The sequence below is a fragment of the Niallia sp. genome, assembly GCF_031978665.1.
In the GTDB taxonomy this organism is placed as follows: Bacteria; Bacillota; Bacilli; order Bacillales; family Cytobacillaceae; genus Niallia.
Genome location: NZ_DALZDK010000024.1, coordinates 18,259 through 37,215 on the forward strand (window position 1 = coordinate 18,259; position 18,957 = coordinate 37,215).

Below are 18,957 nucleotides of genomic sequence, written 5' to 3' on the forward strand. Positions count from 1 at the left end.
TTCTTTACATGAATGGAACATCATTAAGAGATTTATATAAGATGAGAAAAGGAAGTAGCAAACGAGCTTCGAGCTATGATACAACTGGTGGAAATAGAGATTATCTAAAGGTATATCCTGGAGACATTATTGACATATGTAATATACAAGGGTCAGGGTGTATAACACATATTTGGATGACAATGGCCCCTCTAGAAGATGAGGGAGTAGAAGAGTTTCTTCATCGAAAAGTTGTTTTAAGAATGTACTGGGATGGAGAAGAAAACCCAAGTGTGCAGGCACCAATTGGTGATTTCTTTGGTATGGGACATGGTATTACGCGGAACTTTAGCTCTGCTCCTTTAGCAATGAGTCCTGAAGACGGTCGCTCTTTAAATAGTTTTTTCCCAATGCCATTTGGAAAACAAGCACGGATAGAAATAGAATGTAATACAGAGAAACCAATTAAATTCTACTATTATATAGACCATGAATTATATAAGGAAGAGATAGATAGTCCTCTTCGCTTTCATGCATTATGGAAAAGAGAATTAACGGATGGAATCAAAGATGATGTTTCAAACGCTATGTTTGAATTTGGTGGGAAAAATACATCTGGAGACGGAAATTATGTCTTTTTTGAAGCGGAAGGAAAAGGTCATTATGTTGGTTGTAACTTGAATATTCATAATCTACGAATGACAAGAGAATGGAATTGGTATGGCGAAGGAGATGATATGATTTTTATTGATGGAGAACCATGGCCACCATCCCTTCATGGAACGGGAATGGAGGATTACTTCAATACAGCTTGGTGTCCAACTCAAGAATATCATTCTCCCTATCATGGAATCATCCTTGGAGGCGGTCCCAATTGGTCTGGCAAAGTTTCTTATTATCGTTTTCATATTCAAGATCCAATAATGTTTGATAAATCGATTAAAGTGACGATTGAGCATGGTCACAATAATAATCGTAGTGATGATTATTCAAGCACGGCTTATTGGTATCAAACAGAGCCGCATAAAGATCATCCGATTATTCTACCTGTGTCCAAAAGACTTCCATTAGCAGATATTCTAGCTTTTAATACGGATGATTTAAAGAAGTGTTTTGATTACTAACCGCTTTTATACATTTTGTTGAGAAGTAATAGAATAATAAACTAGATTGCGAATCAAAACATATAGTTTTAATAGAACACTATGTGTAAACGATTACACATAGTGTTCTAACAAACAATAAGAGAATTTTGAATGTCTCTAGTTAAGCTATTTGCTTTGTATAAGAGATTATTTTAGTAATTAAAAAAAATAGATGGATATGGTGGAGGTAAATAAGATGAAAAATTGGAAACGATTATTATTTTTTAGTTTAGCTTTATCTCTTATGATCATGGGAGGGTGTTCATCTAAAAGTTCAGGTGATTCAGAGAAAGTAGTAAAGCTTAGCTTTTGGGATTTCCATACAGAAGTAGAGAAGGAATTTTTTGAAGGTTTAGTAAAGGAATATAACGACATGCAGGATGAAGTTCAAATAGAATATTCTACATTTAATCAAAGTGACTACTCTAATACGAAGCTCCCAGTAGCCTTTGCTAACAACGAGGGGCCGGATATTTTTATGACTAGTCCTGGGGACTTTCAAAAATATTCAGATGCTGGTCTATTGGCAGATCTTTCCCCTTACTTTCCAGATAATGTGAAAGAGGATTTTCTGCCTTCTGCATTAGAGGAAGTAACAGTAGATGGCAAGGTGCTTGCACTTCCATATGAGATGGAGTTACTTGGCTTGTATTACAACAAGACAATGTTGAAAGAAGCGAATGTTGAAGTTCCAAAAACATGGGATGAGTTATTGGAAGCAGCTGAAAAGCTAACAACAGACGACGTTGCAGGTATCGTACTTCCAACTGACAAGGGACCTTATTTAAACTTTATATGGTATCCATTTTTATGGCAAAACGGTGGAAGTGTATTAAATGAGGCAGGAACAGAATCTACATTTAATACACCTGAAGTAGCTGAAGCCTTAGATATTTGGGGAGCATTTTTCAAAGAAGGATATGCACCAAGTAAGTTACAATATGGTCCAACGGAAATCTCCAATTTAGGGAATAAAACTGCAGCAATGCAAATTGTTGGAACATGGGCAATTCCAGTATTGGAAAGAGAGTTTTCAGATCTTGATATTGGTTTAACTCAAATCCCTATTCCAGTAGACGGTGTATCAGCTACAGCAGCAGGAGGATGGAAGTTTGCTGTTAATGCGAAAAGTGATCATGCAAAAGAAGCAGCTAAATTTGTTATGTGGGCAGTTGGAGATGATAAAGAAAGACCTTTAGAATTTGTAACAGAATCAAAATTTGCTTATCCAGCGCGTCAATCTGTTGTAGAAGAAGGAGAACAGTTTTACAATCAAGGACTTCGACAAGTATTTACGGAAGAAATATATGAATCAGCAATTCCAGAACCAAAATACGGTCCGGAAATTGTAGATGCAGTAGGAGAAGCATTACAAAATGTCATGTTTAATGATATGAGCGGTAAAGAGGCTGCTGAAATTGCACATAAAAAAATCCAAGATATCCTTGATAGGAAGTAAAAGGCATTTGGTTTTAGGATGGCTCAAATATATGAACATTTTGAGCCATCCTATAGAGTATTAAAATACCTCGAAAAATAGCGAGGAGGAATAGTCAATGAATAAAAATCGAAAAAAACGGAATGAAATACTGACCGCGTATGCCTTTCTTCTACCAGACTTTTTAGGATTAACAATCTTTGTTGTTTGCCCTATCATTTATGCCTTTTATATAAGTCTTCATGATTGGAATGCTTTAAGCCCTAAAGTATTTATCGGGTTTGATAATTATATAGAAATGGTTTCTGATGAAAGATGGTGGGCATCCTTAAGTAGAACGTTTCGTTTTACTTTAATCTATGTACCAGCTTTATATTGCTTATCTTTGTTTTTTGCAGTTGGATTAAATAGTTTAAAACGAAAATATCAAAGTATAGCTCGAACCATGTTTTTACTTCCTTTTGCTATAACTTCTGTAATCTCAGCAGTTGTCTGGATGTTTTTATATGATCCTCGAAAAGGGGTAATTAACCAGACACTTTCATCACTAGGTTTTGAAAAGCTAGATTTCTTAGGATCTACTGATCAGGCTTTGGTATCAGTCGTTGTGGTAGTTCTTTGGATCAATTTGGGATACAATATGATGATATTTATGTCGTCAATTAAAGAAATACCATTAGAATTCTATGAAGCAGCAAAAATAGATGGGGCAACAGGTTGGAAGTCATTTAGGTATATTACGTTTCCATTGCTTAAGGGAACAAGTCTATTTATTTTAGTTACTACAATGATTACATCCTTTACTGTATTTGATCAAATTATGGTAATGACAAAGGGCGGTCCAGCTAGCTCTAGTGAAGTAAGTGTACTTTATATTTATAAGCAAGGATTTGAATTTCTAAATATGGGTTATGCTTCTGCACTCGCCGTTGTATTATTCTTTATTCTATTTGTTCTATCCTTTTCATTATTTAAATTATCAAATAAAAAAGAATAGGAGGTCTAAAAAACAATGAAAGCACAAAAGATCTCTATCACTATCTTTATGATTGTTTGTGCACTTCTCATGGTTGCACCAATTTACTTTTTAGTTGTAAGCGCAATCAAAACGCCTGATTCCGTTTTTGATTTAGGTTTCGGTCTAAGTGATTTTACACTTGACAATATTAAAGAAGTACTTTTGGAAACGAATATACTTAGAGCTATATGGAATTCTTTAATTGTTTCAGTAACTGTTACTGTAATTGCCATGCTGTTTCATGCCATGGCAGGATATGCATTAGCAAGGCTGAACTTTCCAGGAAAATCTTTTGCATTTGGATATATAATGAGTTCATTAATGGTCCCATTTTCAGTGATTATGGTCCCATTGTATATGGTAGTACAAAGCCTAGGAATGACCAATTCATATTTAGGGCTCATAGTTCCAATGATCTTTAATGCCTATGGAATTTTTTTGTTTCGCCAGTTTTACCTTGAATTTCCTAAGGAATTAGAAGAAGCAGCTTATGTAGAAGGGTTATCGAAAGCTGGAACATTTTTTAAACTTGTCTTTCCATTATCTAAACCTGTCATTATTCCTTTAACAATTGGTTTCTTTACAGCCAATTGGAACAACTATTTATGGCCACTCATTATTAATCAGAGGGAAGAACTTAATGTAGTTCAGGTAGCATTAGCTAATATTGTTGGTGGTGGATATGAAACGCCTTGGAATATTGTATTAGCTGCCGCTTTAATTTCTGCAATTCCAACTTTTTTACTGTTCTTTTTAGTACAACGACAGTTAGTTGAAGGTATAAAGACAACTGGTATTAAATAATAGAGGAATTGAATTTACTAGAAACTTAGACTAAAACAACGACTAAAACTGAATGTTAATTCATTGCCAATGGATTGATATTCATCCCCTAGTTAAGATAATATCGATAGTAACTGAAACAGATAGAAGCCATCTTTTAGAATGAATTTATCAAATATGGGGATGAGTTAATTGAATAATGTAACGATAAAGGATATTGCGAACGAATTAGGGGTATCTACAGCAACCGTTTCTAGGGTTCTTAATAATAATGGATATGCAAGTTCTGAAATAAGAGAAAAAGTTTTATCAACTGCAAAGAAATTAAATTATCGGCCAAACGCACTTGCCAGAAGTTTAAAAAAGCATCAAACATATACAATCGGTGTGGTTATTCCTGATATTTCTAATCCGTATTTCATGAAAATTTCTAAGGGGATTGAGGATACAGTTAATCCACATGGATATCATTTTATATTTGCAAGCGGAGAGGAAAATGCAATAAAAGAAAAAGAGGTACTAAATATTTTATTTGAAAAACGAGTAGACGCTATTGTGCTCGCAACCTCTGGTCAAAATGAAAAAACAATTGAGAAAATTATTAGCAGTGGTATTCCCATTATTCTAGTAGATAGGGAATTAAAGGATAATCAACAACCCATTGATTATATAGGGGAAGATAATTTTAAGACAGCATATGAGCTAACCAATTATCTTTTAGAGCAAGGACATACAAGGCTTGGTATAGTTAATGGTTCTTTTCAAGTAAGCACTGGATATGAACGATTTAGCGGATTTAAAATGGCAATGGAAGAACATGGCTTACAAGAGAATCCAGATTTAATTTATTATGGAAACTTTCATCAATCTGATGGGGAAAATGCTGCTAAACAGTTCTTTAACAGACAGGATAAGCCAACAGCAGTTATATCTTTTAATAATACGATGTCTTTTGGAGTTCTCCTGCAATTGACTAAAATGGGATATACACTTCCAAATGATGTAGTTTTAGCTTCCTTTGGTGAAATAGAGGCTGCACAAATATTGAAATCGCCAGGAATTATATATGTCAATCAGTCACCCTATAAAATGGGAGTCAGAGTGGGGGAAATATTATTAAGGAGATTATTGAATGCAAAAGAGGAAGCCGTTATAGAAAAATTCATGCCCGAAATATTAATTTATTAAATGTTTTTTCTCTAGAATGTTTATTTTTGTATAGATTAGTTATCTTTCTTAATCTATTAAAATTGCGTATTACATCTCGTGTAAACGATTACACACATGTGTCAGCTAGCAGCAGAAAACGGCTTGTTACTTACTCTAGGCAGAAAGAAATGCATGTTTAGAAGTGGTATCAGTATAATGATATTTACTATTTAGGGAGGGATTTCCATGTCGATTTTGTATGAAATGAAAAGAGTAATGGAATTAGAGGCATCTTCAATTATGGCGCTTTCTGAGAAAATTGGTTCTAATTATGAAGTGGCTGTTAACCTAATTCATAATTGTAAGGGAAAGGTAGTTGTTACTGGGGTAGGTAAGTCTGGGCATGTTGGCAAAAAAATTGCAGCTTCATTAGCAAGTACAGGAACGCCAGCCTTTTTTGTACATAGTACAGAAGGAGTGCATGGGGATTTAGGGATGATTCAAAAAGATGATGTAGTGATATTGATATCCAATAGTGGTGAAACACAAGAAGTACTTAATTTATTACCTTCTTTAGATAAAATTGGATCAAAAAAGATAGTAATTACATCTAAATCTGAATCGACATTAGCAAAAGCATGTGATACTTATTTAGCCTATGAATATGAGAAAGAGGCAGACCATTTAAGACTTGCACCAACTACTAGCTCAACAATTACATTAGTCATTGGTGATGCTTTGGCTGTAGCATTATCTATATTAAAAGACTTTAAGAAGGAAGAATTTCATCTATTTCATCCTGGTGGCAGTTTAGGAAAACATTTAACAAATGAACTTTAAAAAGGGGGAAATACAATGGGGATTCTTGTTATAGGAAGTTTTATGATGGATTTAATTGTTCGCACACCACGTGCTCCTCATAATGGAGAAACGATTATTGGGAAGAATTTTTCCCAGCTACCAGGAGGGAAAGGGGCGAATCAAGCAGTAGCAGCTGCAAGACTTGGCGGAAAAGTTATTATGGCTGGTAAAGTAGGAACTGATGAATTTGGAAAAAAAGCATTATCAACTCTTATGAAAGAAAAGGTAGATATCCAACATATTCAGCAGGATAGCAAAAGTCCGACGGGAATTGGATTTATCACGCTTGAAGAAAATGGGGATAATCGAATCATTGTAGTTCCAGGTGCTAACATGAATTTTAAAATTCAAGATTTAGATACTATTAAAAGTCTAATAAGAAATGCAGAAATTATTGTTCTTCAGTTGGAGATGGACCTTGAAATGATTGAACAGGCAGTTTCTTATGCGGCTAGTTTTGAAGTACCAGTGATTTTGAATCCTGCTCCTGCCCAGTATTTAAGCGATGGTTTACTTAGAAAAGTAACCTATCTTACTCCAAATGAAACGGAAGCAGAAATCTTAACAGGTGTAAAAATTAATTCGTTGCAAGATGCTGAGGAAGCTGGCAGAATCCTTATAGAAAAAGGAGTAAAAAATGTTATTATTACTCTAGCTGAAAAGGGATCATTAATTGTAACAGAAAAGGAAATCTGCCATATACCTAGCTATCATGTAGATTTAGTAGATTCTGTTGCAGCAGGGGATTCTTTTAATGGAGCATTAGCGGTTGGAATTACAGATAGAAAACCACTGAAGGAAGTCGTGAAATTTGCTAATGCGGTAGGAGCATTAACCGTTACAAAAGAAGGAGCTATACCATCTTTGCCTAGCTATGAAGAAGTAAAAGATTTTATGGGGAAAGTAAAGAATTAGAAACTTATTCTTAGCATTTGTGTAATCGATTACAAAAATGCTAACTAGTAGCCTTGCTGGATAAAAATCTAGAAGGCTTTTTTCTTCCCTGTTGATTATGCAAGGTTAACATAGGGACAGTGGTTTTGCTACTTCTTGCATTTATTTGCTATAGCGTTAAGGAGGGATGAATTAGAACCTTCCCTCTGTTTCCCTAACAATTCTTTCGCAAATTTCATGTGTTTTCAATGAGTCGTCAATTGATGGATCTGGGAATTTATTGTTTTGAATACAATCGATAAAATGGTCGATTATCTGATAAAATCCACGTTTATATAGGGTCGGTTCCCAGTCTCCAAATTTAGAAATGTGGATTTCTTTGTTATGGAAGTGGGTTGTCTCAACAAGGCTGTTTACAACATATTTATCCTTTCCTGTGGAATATTCAATAATTTCTTCAGTTACGCCGCCATTTCGGTTCATTATTCCAATTGAAATGCAGCCTTCTCCAATAAGTTGGATTACTAAGCTATTCAGCGTTTCTCCTTCTTTTAGGCATTCTACCTTTACATCTTTTACTTCAGTACCCATCAAAAATCTAAGGGTATCTATGACGTGAATAAAATCCTCTACAACAAATCTTCTTATATAGTCTGGTGCAGCATAGCGATTTTTTTGCATAAGAATGAGATTTCCTTTCCCAAGTTCCCGTAATTCCTTCACTTTTGGGATAAATCTTCTGTTGAATCCAACCATTGCTATTTTACCAGTTTGTTTGGCGAGGTTTACAATTCTCTTTGTTTCCTGATAATCCAATGAAATAGGCTTATCAATGTATATATGTATACCATTTGCCAACAATTTTTCTGCTATTTCAAAATGAGCTTCTGTAGCTGTACTGATAAATGCTGCATCAATTTTTTTGTTAATTAGTTCATCAACCGTTCGAACCGTTTCCTCTATTCGATATTTCTTAGATAGTTTGTTTAGTGTATCCTCATTTCTTGTACACAGAACGAGTTCAATCTCTTCCTTTTCAGACAGTACAGGCAAGTAAGCTTTTTTCGCAATATCTCCCAATCCAATTAGACCAATTTTCAATGTATTCACCTCAATAAGTATGTCGATTTATTTCTAGTATAGTATAAAGAATGGTTTGGAACCAAGGATAGAACAGTGAGGATGTTGAAACATATTGTATGTTTTTACAAATGTTGTCGATAAAGTAAGCTTAAATAGAAAATTTCCTTAAATTCCAATAAATAGGAAAAAAAGTACTGCTAATTAATTGGAAAAATAATCAAAAAGACTTATTTTTTTCTACTAGATTCGAGTTATAATAATATTAACATTTAGAGTATTTTGGAGTATTAAGAAACATTAAATGTATAAATACACTATATTTAAATAGGGATAGATCATTTTCTGTTACACAAAACATTATTTTTCTACAAAAAAGCTTCATTTTTTGATAGATGATAGATATCGTCATAATCTTTACTTGATGAATATTGGTAGTAACTAACCCCAATATCAGATAAGGAGGAGCCATTTGAGATTTTTTCGTAAATACCCATGTACCATGCAACATGACGCTTCAGATTGTGCTGCAGCTGTTATGTCGACCATTTTACTAGAATACAAGAGTGAAATGTCTATCATGAAATTAAGGGAGATCATTGGTACAGATGCATATGGGACAAGTGTAAAAGGAATAGTAGATGGATTTGAGAAATTGAATTTTAATGTAAGGGCCATCAGGACAACGGCAAAGGACATAACAGATGATATTACGCTCCCTGCCATAGCACATATGAATTTGATGGAAGGACTAAATCATTTTGTAGTAATACATAAAGTTTTAAAAAATGACCGACTTCTCATTGCTGATCCAAATGAGGGGCTAAAAAAAATGGACTTAGATGAATTTGAAAAGTCATTTTCGGGTGTACTTATATTAATGATACCGACTAGTGAATTTGAAAAAATATCATATAAAAATAAAGGGTTATTAGATTTATTTCTTGCTTTGATCGTACCGCAGAAGCGTCTATTATTTACCATTATTCTATCTTCTTTATTATTAAGTGTTATTGGAATTCTTTCTAGTCTATTCACAAAAATTTTGATGGATGAGATAATTCCCTTTCAATTAAAAAATAGCTTATATATCTTTCTGGTTATTTTTGGTGTAGTTACATTAGTGCAAAATCTTTTAACTGCTTTTAGACAGCATATCCTGTTGTACTTATCAAGGAAAGTCGATATACCTGTTTTATTAGGTTACTATAATCATATTATTCATTTACCCTATCAGTTTTTTGCTACACGAAAAGTTGGAGATATAATTACTAGATTTCAAGATGCGATGACTATTAAGGACATTTTTACAACAGTTTCCATCTCGTTAGTGATGGATATTCTTCTTGCCGGTGTTACTGGCATTGTTCTGTGGAATTTGAATAATAAATTATTCGCTATTTTGCTAATAATGGTTGCTATAAATATAGTATTAATTTATTTCTTTAAAAAACCTTATAAAAAGTTAAATCAAGAGCAAATGGAAGCGGGAGCGATGCTAAATTCCCAATTGATTGAATCAATGAAGAATATTGAAACGATTAAGTCACAAGGGGATGAAAAGGCACAAATTAATAGATTAGAAAATAAATTTGTATCCGTTCTTAAGATAGATTATCGAGAGGGAGTACTTACGAATATTCAAGGGATTATTTCAATGTTTGTTAATTCTCTTGGTAATTTGATATTCATGGGAATTGGAGCTATCAGCATTATTAATGGAAATATGAGTATCGGAGATTTACTCGTTTTTCAGACTTTAAGTCAATACTTTACTGAACCAATTCAAAGTCTTGTATCTTTACAATTAACTTTTCAGGAAGCCCAGATTGCAATGAAGCGATTGAGCGAATTAATGACCATTGAACGTGAAGATAGTAAAAAGGATTTAATCTCAGAAGTAGAGATGAATGGGGATATATCCTTTAAAAATGTTACATTTGCCTATGGATCTAGACCACCTATTATTGAAAATTTGAATTTAACCATTCCACAGGGGGCAAAAGTTGCTTTCGTTGGCGAAAGTGGTGCTGGGAAAAGTACAATTTCTCGCATGCTATTAAAATTTATGTCTCCACAGGAAGGGAAAATATCTATTTCAGGATATGATATTCAAGATATTAACTATCATTATTTAAGATCTCGGATTGCATATATTCCTCAAAATATAGAATTATTCTCAGGGACTATTATTGAAAATTTAAGAGTTGGAAATCCAAAAGCTACATATGAGGAAATGGTTTTAGCTTGCAAAAAATCTGGGGCAAATGAATTTATAGAAAAGCTTCAAAATCGTTATGGTACCTTTGTAGAAGAAGGGGGAAGTAACTTCTCTGGGGGAGAAAAGCAACGAATTGCTATTGCAAGATCGATTATCACGAACCCAGATATTTTTATCTTTGATGAGGCGACATCTAACCTAGATTCCTTTAGTGAGAATAAAATTCAGAATATTATTTTTAATCAAAAAAACAAGAAAACTACCATTATAATTGCCCATCGGCTCTCAACAATCATCCACTGTGACATCATTTACTATGTTGAAGATGGTCGAATAGTAGAAAGAGGTACACATAAAGAGCTTATGGAGCTTAATGGAAAATATGCAAAAATGGCTGCTCACCAAATGAGTAATGAGACACCTACTATCATTCCAACTCTAGAAAACGAACAAATGGTTTATGAGTAAACAAAGTCTGTTTGAAAGTTTATTGCATGATATACTGTGCCATTTGGTACTTTATATAAATCCATAGAAAAAATGAAAAGGAGGAATTCACTATGGAACTAGTTTTACCAAAGCAATATGTAGAGTTAGAGCAAGAAGAAATGGAATATTTGGATGGAGGAGTAGATTGGGGGAAGGCTAAATCATTTGCATTAGGCTTTATAACTGCAGGAGTTGCTGCACTTGCTAAAAGTGCTGTTTCTAAAAGTGCGGTTGGAGCAGTAATGAACAGTGCAGCAGGATGGTTAGCAGGAGCTATTGATTCAGCTATATTATGGTGCTGGTATAATCCATGGCTGGCTGCAGGAATTGCTGTTGCTTTTGCGGGTACTGTTGCAGGGATTTATGTCCTTGGTAAAAAGAAAGGCAAGTGGAAGTAATACCATCTATTTAGAGGGTTTAATTTTGGCTTGCTAGAAATACTAGGATAACGGTTAAAACTAGCATCCTTTTGTACCATAAGTAATAAAAAAACAATACTTAGTTTTCAATTTATTAAGTATACTTTGTGGGCACATCTACTACTAATTTTTTAAAAAATAGTAGTAGAAAAGTGCCTGCATTATTTAAAATTCTGCAGTTAGGAAAGTGAGCGGAAAATATGGATTTCATTTTTGATTTATTCGTAATATTGCTTATTGCTATACCAATTTACCTGTTTATACGGATTATAATTATTGCCTTAAATAAAAAGCTTCCCTGGATGGAAAAGTTGCATGAAAAAATCAATGATTCTGGAAAGGAAAAAGCAATATTTTCGATTGTTTTCTTCTTATGTGGAATTATAAGCTTCTTATTATCTGAAATTTATTCTTTTAGTAATTTGCAATTAGGATCTGTTTTAGGGATATTTCTGGGAGTATCGAATATATTTGATTCCAAAATGTTAAAGAAATAAGATACTAAATGATAAGGAGGCATATTGATGGGAAAACTGGAAGTGAAAGAAAATAAAAGATTAGTATTGAAGAACGTTATTATTAAAGAATTGCGAAATATTCAGATGGATCATTTAGATTCCGAAATCCAAAAGTTCTTAAACTACATAAAAGTATTAAATATTCAAACCTATGGACCTCTCATCACAAAGTCACATGGTACAAATATTCATGAAGATGGAAGTATTACTTTTGATTATGATGTGATGCTACAGGCTCATGATTATCATTTACATAAAGAAAGATTTAAAACAAATCATTTGCATACCTGTGATAATTGCATATATGTTCGATTTGAAGGAAAAGCTGATCATTTAAATTTCGCACATACTAAGTTAGATTTATATTTATATGAAAATGATTTAGAAACAGATGGAAGTATATATAATATATACATCGCAAATGAACCTGAACATACAATAATTGATATTTTTAGGCCAGTGATAAAAAATGAAAATTTATAATCAAAATGAATTAAAAAATTCGAGAATATTTTTTGATCAAAGACCTCCAGCATTTTTAAGTTTTTTTATTTTTTTCTTGGCAATTATTTTGATTTTTACAGTATGTATTTCTAAAGCAATTGCTAAGCCGTATATTGTCAAAGCTCCAGGTGTTATCACGACTAATGATAACCAGCTTATTTCTTCTCAGCTCGATGGGGAAATAGTGCATATAAATGTGGAGGAAGGGCAAAACGTAAAGACTGGGGATGTTCTCTTTATTATTTCTAATGGGCAAGAGGGATTGCAATCATCAGCGTTTGCGGAACAACTGGAAGAGCTTAATGCAAAACTTAAAATAATGGATCGTTATGTAGAATCCTTGAAAGAACAAAAAAACCTGATGAACAATGAAGGATCAGAGCAGGAATACTATGGAAAAGTAGAATATTATTTATTGCAATTGAGAAGTGATTCATTTGATCAATCGAATATTGATAAACAGCTTAATGAAAAAGAAGCGAATATAGACTCAGTAAAAGAAGAAATACAGAATCTTAAAAGCAATATCAGCACTATTGAAGAAAACATTTCAACAAATAGTAAGCTGAGAGAGCAGTTACAAGATAGCATAAATAAAAAGCAGCAATCATTAGCAGAAATGAATGAAAGTTCCACTGAAAATTTAGACGAAGAAGTAGCTGTGACAAATGAAAATTCTACTGAAAATGCAGATGAAGAAGTACTTGGAAAAAATGAAAAAGAAATAGAGGACATAGAAGAAGAAATACAGAAACTTACTAAAGAGTTGAATTCTATTGAAAGTGAAGAAGAGAGTATCGCAAAAAAAGAGCAACTACAGGCAGAAATGGAAGCTAAGAAGAGTGAATTAGAAAATCTTGATACAGAAATAGAACAATTAGAGAATCAAAATAAGCAACCAGTTTCCCAAGCTAAGCAACTCTACAATCAATTTATTAGTGAAATTGGAGCTGCAAGAAGTCAGATTGAAACTAAGTTAGTAGAATTAGAAAGCCAAATGAGTGTTCAAAATGGACAAGAATCTTCTTTATTTATAAAAGCTAAAAATGATGGAATTGTTCATTATGTAGTGCCTGTAAAAACAGGGATGGCGATTCAACGTAATCAGGTTATTGCGGAAGTTTCAAAGAATTTAGAACAGGATTTGCAAGTAGAAGCTTATATTCCAGCCCAAGATATTTCAAGGGTTCAACTAAAGGATGAAGTGAAAGTTTCTATGGAAGGTGTTAATATTCAAAAATATGGAACTTTACAAGGGAAATTGAAGTCTATTGATTCAGGAACTATTACCCAACAAACAGAAAATGGGAATGCTATATTTTATAAATGTTTAATAATATTAGAAAAACAGAAGGTATCTGCAAGCGATGGAACAGTAATCAAAGCAATAAAATCAATGCCAGTGGAAGCAAGAATTGTTTATGAAAAAGAAACATACTTTGATTGGATCTTAAAAATGTTAAGTTTTAAAAGTTAAAGGTTTTTTTACACAGAATAAAGGAGATGGGTAACTCATAGATAAATGTGAAAATATGTCGAGTTCTTCTGAATATGTGTGGGATAAAACAGTTGAATATTCTTTCTGGTGGAATATTCTAATTGTTCTTTTGATGATGACAATGATTATAATTGGATCGATAGGCTACTTTATATTGCTCCACTCTGTTTTTGGAAAGGTGAATTTTTCAATTGGATCTTTTCTGGTCAAATGTTTGATTATTTATATCTTTTCTGTTTTATTTCATGAATTGGGACATCTTTTATTAGCTCATAAATTTGGATACCCATTTAGAATTTTTAAAGCAGGTTGTATGGAAGCATATAATAATACTTTTCGAAATATTAGATTGCGGCCAATTCAACTGTTTTCCGGCGGATTTGTTATGCTGAACTTTAATGAAGTAATCACTTCTAAAGAAGTGTTTAACCGCTTCTTTCAAAAAGATTTTTTCTATATATCCTTCGGTGGAATATTTGCTAATTTATTGTCGGTTTTAGTAGGAATATTATTATTGTTTCACCCTATTACAATTGAAATAGGCTATCTTTTCTTTTTTTATAACTTGCTGATTCTTTTAGCGCAATTCATCCATCCTAGTGATTTTACGAAATTCCAGTTTATCCAAAAGAATCCTATGAAAGCAGCAGTCGTATTTTCAGAGGAGTTGGTTGTTAATAAGAGAGTAAATTCCTTTCTGGAAAATCTATTTCATTCCTATATAGAAGATACTTTATCGAATAAAGTAATTGATCAGCATACACTCGCAATTATTCAAAGAATAATAGAATATAATGGGAAAAATAAGCAAGCCAATTCTAAGGAAATCCAACACTTTATCTCGTGGTTTATTACGAATTTTACCTTTATCAGTACCATGCAGCTACGTAATAGAATTCCTGCTGAGCGATTATTATATACACTAATAGAGTATAATTTAGTAGAACATACAGAATTCAAAAACTATAAAATATCCCGATATGCGAATAAACATCCACTCCATTCTTATTACTTGAAGTTAAAGGAATATTGAACACAGAGGGACGGTTCTAATGAGTAAGATTACTTAAAAGAACCGTCCCTTTGTGTAATGTATAATAAAGTTAACGAAGGAGGCAGTAGAATGGGTTTCCGTATTAAAGAAGAGGATCAAGATTTGGTGGTTAATAAAAAACCAGATGAAAGCAAAATGGAAATGCCGGTAATTGGTCATGCAATTTCTTTGGATGATTTTTACTAATTCATCTAATGAGGTTCAAAAGGAAATCGTTACAAAAAATGATAAGGAAATTATTCATTTAATGCAATGGAAAAATAATGGAGGTGCAACAGTATGAGTAAGTTCCCAAAAGGATTTCTATGGGGAGGTGCCATTGCTGCCAATCAGGCAGAAGGCGCATATTTAGAGGATGGAAAAGGATTGAGCGTAGCAGATATCCTTCCTGTAGGAAAAAATCGTTTTGATAACTTAAAGCTTGAGGTTCGCGAGGGGATTTTTTATCCAAGTCATGAGGCTATTGACTTTTACCATACGTATAAGGAGGATATTGCTTTATTAGCTGAGGTTGGATTGAAATGTTTTCGAACATCTATTGCGTGGAGCAGAATTTTTCCAAATGGAGACGAATCAGAACCGAATGAAAAGGGGCTGGCATTTTATGAAGATATGTTTGTAACCTTGCGTTCTTATAATATTGAACCGGTTGTGACCCTATCTCATTTTGAAACCCCGCTACATTTAGTAAAGGAATATGGAGGATGGAAGAATCGACAGCTAATCGATTTTTTTGAAAAATACGCTCAGGTTGTGTTTGAAAAGTACCAAGGCTTAGTGAAATATTGGATGACTTTTAATGAGATTAATCATACACATACACTACCTTTGTTAGCTGCAGGTCTTCATATTGAAGGGGAGAATGAGAAGCAGAAACTGCAAGATATGTATCAGGCTAGTCATCATATGTTTATCGCTAGTGCGAAAGCTGTAAATGTTGCACACGGCATTGATAATTCCATGCAAGTTGGCTGTATGCTTTCATTAAGTCCTATCTATCCAGCAACTTGTAATCCGAAAGATGTTTTTGAAGCAAATGAATTAAGAAGAAGATCATTATTTTATAGTGATGTTCATATTAGAGGAGAATATCCTTCCTATTTCCAACGAATTGTAGAGGAGAACCATTTAGAGCTAGATATTTGTGAAGAAGATTTACAGGTAATAAAAGAGGGAGTTTGTGATTACTTAGGATTTAGTTTTTATCGGAGTTCTCTTCACGAGGCTGGGATGAAAATTTTAGGTAATACTGGAGGCTTGCTCGGAAAGAAAAATCCTTATTTAAAGGAAACGCCATGGGGCTGGCCGATTGATCCACTTGCACTTCGATATGTATGTAACGAACTTACAGACCGTTATCAAAAGCCGATATTTATTGTGGAAAATGGAATTGGTCTCCATGACAAAGTAGAGAAGGATGGTAGAATCATCGATAGGGAGCGAATGCAGTATTTAAAGGAACATGTAGAAATGATGGCGGAAGCAATAAAAGATGGATGTAAAATCATAGGATATACTTGGTGGGGACCAATTGATATTGTCTCAGCAGGAACAGGAGAGATGGAAAAGCGATACGGTTTTATTTATGTAGATAAGCAAAACGATGGAAGCGGTAGCTTGCAGCGTTTAAGAAAAGAAAGTTTTTACTATTATAAAAAAATCATCGAATCAAATGGAGAAAAGTTAGAGCTTTCTAAATCAGCAGAAAGGCTAGAGATATAAATTGCAAAAGAAAGCTTCTTTCAAGGTTTATATCGAAAGGAGCTATTGCTGCTTCTAATCAGGCAAAAGGAACATGATTAGTAATCGAGCAGAGCTGTATGTAGGGAACCCATCGTTGTGGTTCCCAAAAATGTAGGATATTCATCTTTGATTTAGAAAAAACAATTGACTATTTTGTAATTTTATATTATCTTAAGTTTAGAAAGCGTTTCCTATAAGAAGAATGAAAATTTTAATATAACAGGGTGTTACTGAAAAAGGCATTACCTGGAATTGATTGCACAATGAGTAATGGAATTACCATTGCAATGTGTAATCAATTTCAGGTAATTTTTTTGTAGGTGAATATAGATTATTTTATCAAATAAATGGAAATGCAATTTTATATGAGGAAAGGAGGATTATTGTGATATTAAAGAAGGCTCTGAATAATAATGTTGTCTTGGCAAAAAATGATAAACATCAAGAGATCGTCGTATTCGGAAATGGTATAGCTTTTAAACTAAAGCCGGGAGATCCTATTGATGAAAGTAAAATTAGTAAAATATTCACCCTGCAAACGCAAGATTTATCAATAAAATTAGCAAATCTCTTAAAGGAAGTTCCGCTTCGCTATGTAGAAATGGCAGAGGAAATTATCGCTTATGCCAAAACTATTCTTAATAGACCTTTGAGTGAATATACACTTTTGACATTAACTGATCATATTTATTTTGCCATAAAGCGATATAAAAAAGGACAAGAAATTCGTAATGTTTTATTATGGGAAACAAAAAAGCTGTATAAAGCTGAATTTGATATAGGTATTAAGGCAGTAGAAATAATCAAGCGAAGAACGGGAATACAATTTAATGAGGATGAAGCTAGCTTTATTGCCATGCATTTAGTGAATACGCAATTTGAAGGCAGTGAAATTGAAAAAACAATTAAAATTGCTAAATTCACTCAAGATATACTTGGAATTATCCAATATCATTTTGGTATAGTGTTTGATGAAGATTCTTGGAATTATGGTAGATTGATAACACACTTGAAGTTTTTTGCTCAAAGAATACTATCAAATGAACATATTCAAAATGAAGATGATTATCTTTACGATCAAGTCCAGGATAAATATATAAAGTCATTTGAATGTGTCAAAAAGATTGAAAAATATGTGCTAAATGGATATGGGACACAGATTACGAAAGCTGAAATGGTTTATCTAGTCTTGCATATTAATCGTGTCACAGATCGTAATGAAAATTAATTTAATTAAAATCAGGGTGTTACTGAAAAAGGCATAACCTGAAATGATGGGAAGACGTTGCAGCTGTGGTATAGCAACATGATATCCATTCATTTCAGGTTATTTTATTTTAAGGAGGAAGAGAACCATGGCTGATTATTCAAAAATAGCAAATTCTATAATAGAAAATGTCGGCGGTGAGAAAAATGTAATAAGCTTATATCACTGCATGACTCGTCTTCGATTTAAATTGAAGGATAACAAGAAAGCAAATAAAAAAGATATTGAAAATATTGAGGGAGTTATTTCAGTAGTTGAGAGTAATGGACAGTTTCAAGTAATTATAGGTAATTCTGTTAGTGAAGTTTATAATGCGATAGTAAAACAATTTAATATTAAAACGGAATCTTCTTCTAGCTCAAATGAAAATAAAGAGAAAAGCGGAAATATCATAACAAGGTTATTTAATGTTATGTCTGGTATTATCACTCCGATTGTTCCATTGCTAGCTGGATCTGGTATGTTAAAAGCGTTATTAGTAATTTTTACAACCTATTTTGGAATGAGCAGTACAGGAAGTACGTATTTAATTTTAAGTGCAGCTTCTAATGCCGTATTTTTCTTTTTCCCAATTTTCTTAGCATTCTCTGCCGCACGTATATTTGGAACAAATCTTTATGTATCAGCAGCTATTCTTGCTGCATTACTAGAACCCAATTTTACTGGATTAATGAAAGATATTGGAGATGTTGTTCGGTTTTTTGAAATTCCGATTGTTATGTTTAAATATAGTGGTCAAATCATACCTGCTATCTTAGCTATTTGGTTATTTTCTTATTTAGAAAAATTCTTAAATCGATACATTCCAAAGGTTATTCAAACATTTGCAGTTCCAATGATTTCTTTATTGATTATGGTTCCGTTAACTGCAGGTCTCATCGGACCAATTGGGGTATA

General features: G+C 33.1%; 16 protein-coding genes. 15 read left to right on the forward strand and 1 reads right to left on the reverse strand.

Annotated features, from left to right (window positions below):
* The first annotated feature begins 8 nt into the window (after positions 1-8).
* From RTL21_RS14060 to rbsK, 7 genes are all read left to right on the forward strand, one after another.
* Positions 9-1,103: a glycoside hydrolase family 172 protein gene (locus RTL21_RS14060; protein WP_312096522.1), complete on the forward strand. Its 1,095-nt coding sequence runs from the start codon at positions 9-11 to the stop codon at positions 1,101-1,103.
* Positions 1,104-1,320: 217 nt separating this feature from the next.
* Entirely contained in the window at positions 1,321-2,583 is a 1,263-nt protein-coding gene (locus RTL21_RS14065; RefSeq protein WP_312096524.1) for an ABC transporter substrate-binding protein, read from the forward strand.
* A 97-nt stretch (positions 2,584-2,680) separates the two neighbouring features.
* On the forward strand, positions 2,681-3,559 hold the full coding sequence (locus RTL21_RS14070) for a carbohydrate ABC transporter permease (protein ID WP_312096526.1): 879 nt from the start codon (positions 2,681-2,683) through the stop codon (positions 3,557-3,559).
* A gap of 15 nt (positions 3,560-3,574) precedes the next feature.
* Positions 3,575-4,384: a carbohydrate ABC transporter permease gene (locus tag RTL21_RS14075; RefSeq protein WP_312096528.1), complete on the forward strand. Its 810-nt coding sequence runs from the start codon at positions 3,575-3,577 to the stop codon at positions 4,382-4,384.
* 171 nt (positions 4,385-4,555) lie between these two features.
* Positions 4,556-5,551 carry a LacI family DNA-binding transcriptional regulator gene (locus RTL21_RS14080; protein WP_312096530.1) on the forward strand — a complete coding sequence of 332 codons (996 nt, stop codon included), beginning with the start codon at positions 4,556-4,558 and terminating at the stop codon, positions 5,549-5,551.
* 207 nt (positions 5,552-5,758) lie between these two features.
* Positions 5,759-6,352, forward strand: coding sequence for a KpsF/GutQ family sugar-phosphate isomerase (locus RTL21_RS14085; protein WP_312096532.1), 594 nt, complete (start codon positions 5,759-5,761; stop codon positions 6,350-6,352).
* 15 nt (positions 6,353-6,367) lie between these two features.
* Complete coding sequence (rbsK, locus tag RTL21_RS14090; protein WP_312096534.1) at positions 6,368-7,288, forward strand: ribokinase; 921 nt, start codon at positions 6,368-6,370, stop codon at positions 7,286-7,288.
* Positions 7,289-7,459: 171 nt separating this feature from the next.
* Here rbsK and RTL21_RS14095 read toward each other — a convergent pair whose 3' ends face one another.
* Positions 7,460-8,368 (reverse strand): Gfo/Idh/MocA family protein, encoded by a 909-nt coding sequence (locus RTL21_RS14095; RefSeq protein WP_312096536.1) that lies wholly within the window; start codon positions 8,366-8,368, stop codon positions 7,460-7,462.
* A gap of 451 nt (positions 8,369-8,819) precedes the next feature.
* Between RTL21_RS14095 and RTL21_RS14100 the strand changes: the two genes are divergently transcribed.
* From RTL21_RS14100 to RTL21_RS14135, 8 genes are all read left to right on the forward strand, one after another.
* Positions 8,820-11,036 carry a peptidase domain-containing ABC transporter gene (locus RTL21_RS14100; RefSeq protein ID WP_016203488.1) on the forward strand — a complete coding sequence of 739 codons (2,217 nt, stop codon included), beginning with the start codon at positions 8,820-8,822 and terminating at the stop codon, positions 11,034-11,036.
* Between the two features lie 92 nt (positions 11,037-11,128).
* The gene (locus RTL21_RS14105) at positions 11,129-11,455 is read left to right on the forward strand and encodes a hypothetical protein (protein WP_016203487.1); all 327 of its coding nucleotides are present in this window, start codon (positions 11,129-11,131) and stop codon (positions 11,453-11,455) included.
* A gap of 545 nt (positions 11,456-12,000) precedes the next feature.
* Positions 12,001-12,477 carry a hypothetical protein gene (locus tag RTL21_RS14110; protein WP_016203485.1) on the forward strand — a complete coding sequence of 159 codons (477 nt, stop codon included), beginning with the start codon at positions 12,001-12,003 and terminating at the stop codon, positions 12,475-12,477.
* Positions 12,464-13,975 carry a beta-barrel domain-containing protein gene (locus RTL21_RS14115; protein WP_312096541.1) on the forward strand — a complete coding sequence of 504 codons (1,512 nt, stop codon included), beginning with the start codon at positions 12,464-12,466 and terminating at the stop codon, positions 13,973-13,975. Before RTL21_RS14110 ends, RTL21_RS14115 begins: the two co-directional genes overlap by 14 nt.
* 55 nt (positions 13,976-14,030) lie before the next feature.
* Positions 14,031-15,029: a site-2 protease family protein gene (locus tag RTL21_RS14120; RefSeq protein WP_312096543.1), complete on the forward strand. Its 999-nt coding sequence runs from the start codon at positions 14,031-14,033 to the stop codon at positions 15,027-15,029.
* Between the two features lie 300 nt (positions 15,030-15,329).
* Positions 15,330-16,772, forward strand: coding sequence for a family 1 glycosylhydrolase (locus RTL21_RS14125; RefSeq protein ID WP_312096545.1), 1,443 nt, complete (start codon positions 15,330-15,332; stop codon positions 16,770-16,772).
* A gap of 406 nt (positions 16,773-17,178) precedes the next feature.
* Complete coding sequence (licT, locus tag RTL21_RS14130; RefSeq protein ID WP_312096547.1) at positions 17,179-18,021, forward strand: BglG family transcription antiterminator LicT; 843 nt, start codon at positions 17,179-17,181, stop codon at positions 18,019-18,021.
* Between the two features lie 127 nt (positions 18,022-18,148).
* Positions 18,149-18,957: glucose PTS transporter subunit EIIB (locus tag RTL21_RS14135; RefSeq protein ID WP_312096549.1), on the forward strand; the 809-nt coding region annotated here is incomplete at its 3' end.